We start from the raw sequence: 2,113 nt of genomic DNA, 5'->3' as shown, positions 1-2,113 counted from the left end.
ACTCAGCCTGTCTTGATTCGCCAGCCAGCGTTTTCTCCAGCATCCCGCCTGCTTACTGCCCAATCCGACTTGCTTTGCCGCCCGGTTATTGGAGATACCAGAGGCAAAAAGTAAAATCAGCTGCGCCCGTTAGCGGTGATCACTGCGACTAGTTCGGGACTTGACGATGTGTTCGAGTGCGTGTTGTTGTTGGGGCGTTAAGTTGACTACGGGTGCTTTCCACATAAAAAGGGCTATCGGATGGTCAGTTAAACGGTGTGCTAATTAACCATAAAATCCCACGGCCTTCAAGCACTTTTAATATAGATGTCAAATGAAGAATGTACCACTAGGGAGTGATAGCGAACCACAGATAATGGTGTCGGTAGTCCTTCAAAAATCCCTTTTTTATTATGTTGGATAACACTTATACGTCCATGAACAGGCTCTGGAGCATGAACCACATTCATACCGTGTAAATATCCTAGGCATTGATGTCCCAGACAAACTCCAAGCACGGGGACTTTTGCCTCATTAATGACCCTTGCACTGACCCCAACATCCACATCACATTTAGGAGTGCCCGGACCAGGAGATATAATAATACAATCAAATTTATCCAAATCTATATCGTCAAAATCTATAGTATTTAAAACAACCGTCGGTTCTTTACCACATACTTCTCCCATATATTGAAACAAGTTATAAGTAAATGAATCAAAATTATCAACGATAAGAGAATTGCACACAATAAATACCTCTTCTAAAAAAGACATCCTTTTTCTATACTTATGGTGGTTCGCGAATTAAGGGATTATATTGATGTTATTAGGTATTCATTATTCCCATGACCTTAAGTAAACGATAAAGTCTTTCTTTAGTTTTTTTAATTTCATCAAATTTATTTTTAACGAATTTTTCATTCGTTTCTTCTATTACTTTTTCAACTTGTTTTTGAGATAAACCCGCAGATGAAAGCACTTCATGTTCAAATTTTCGACCCATATCAACGCTTAGAAAATCATCCAAAAACTCAGGTAGAATATCACAGAATAGTTTTTGAATATCGGTAGGTAATTGCGGCCAGCGTTTTTTCATCAAACTGACGAAATAACTAGAATGGCGTCCTTCATCCAAAACATGATCTTTCATTAGTTGAATAAAGGTCTTAGTTAAATCTGATTCTCTACCAATAGTAGCAAGTTCATTGGTTAGAGTGTTTTCGGCTAAAGTGACTGCCAATAATAGAAAGTCTGCATGTAATCCTTTTGTTAATTTATCCTGGACTCGTTTTGTAGCATCTAGGTTACGATTAGTTTCAGGCACTAATAATGGCTTAATATTACTGTGGTTCTCCATCTGGGTAATATAATCAAGTGCAACATAAGCATGATAGCCTTCGTCGATCAAAACAGTTAGCGCTTGTAATTTATCTATATTATCGAATCCTTCAATGCGATCGTGGAGCAGTTCTAAGCAGCATATAATAACAAATTTAGTTTCTAGTAGGCCTACACCGTATAAGAATTGATAGGCAGATTGAGTCAATATATATGAAATCCCATCTTTGCCTAAACCCTTAACCAATGGATGCTCACAAATGGTGCTTCTTTCAATTGGAAAGATAAGTTCATCACTAGAATAACTAGGTATTTTGATCCGAGGAGTATATCTGACTGTAGCTCGTTTGTACCAATTGTTTGTAATTTTTTCAAATTGCATATCATTTTTCATCTTTATCCCCTCATAATTACATTTAGTTAATTGAAAAAATATCCAACAAATAATCAACAATGTTGCGATAAGATATTGTTACTATATTTCGTAATTTGAATATTTTACGTTTAGGTACGCTACCGCCCTAGATTCGTTAATCTATCCCTCATAGCTCTATTCTACCTTTTTGTGCCGTTTCATCAGAAATTTTTTATTAAGACTTACCCATAATCTAAATTACCACGCACATATAAATTACATTTCAACAATAAAAAGATCAACAAAAATAACAAATAAATATACAAAAACAACAAAAATATAACTTAATGTTAGTGTAAATACACTAAACATATTTAATTGAAATTATTAATCCATTAATAATATAAGGGTATTAATATGAAGATGATTTCTCGGTTAG

Annotated in this window: 3 protein-coding genes; all 3 read right to left on the bottom strand. The window is 35.1% G+C overall.

What is annotated here, in order from left to right; all coding sequences use genetic code 11:
- On the bottom strand, nt 1-117 hold a 117-nt coding region (locus PSI17_RS17515), incomplete at its 3' end, for a hypothetical protein (protein ID WP_443256046.1).
- A 170-nt stretch (nt 118-287) separates the two neighbouring features.
- Nucleotides 288-755, bottom strand: coding sequence for an anthranilate synthase component II (locus PSI17_RS16610; protein ID WP_273553019.1), 468 nt, complete (start codon nt 753-755; stop codon nt 288-290).
- Between the two features lie 52 nt (nt 756-807).
- Nucleotides 808-1,713: a diiron oxygenase gene (locus PSI17_RS16605; RefSeq protein ID WP_273553018.1), complete on the bottom strand. Its 906-nt coding sequence runs from the start codon at nt 1,711-1,713 to the stop codon at nt 808-810.
- Nucleotides 1,714-2,113: the final 400 nt, after the last annotated feature.

This window comes from Xenorhabdus sp. IM139775 (assembly GCF_028598745.1).
Classification (GTDB): domain Bacteria; phylum Pseudomonadota; class Gammaproteobacteria; order Enterobacterales; family Enterobacteriaceae; genus Xenorhabdus.
The sequence above is the reverse complement of the archived record's forward strand: the minus strand, read 5'-3'. Positions and strand labels throughout refer to the sequence as shown.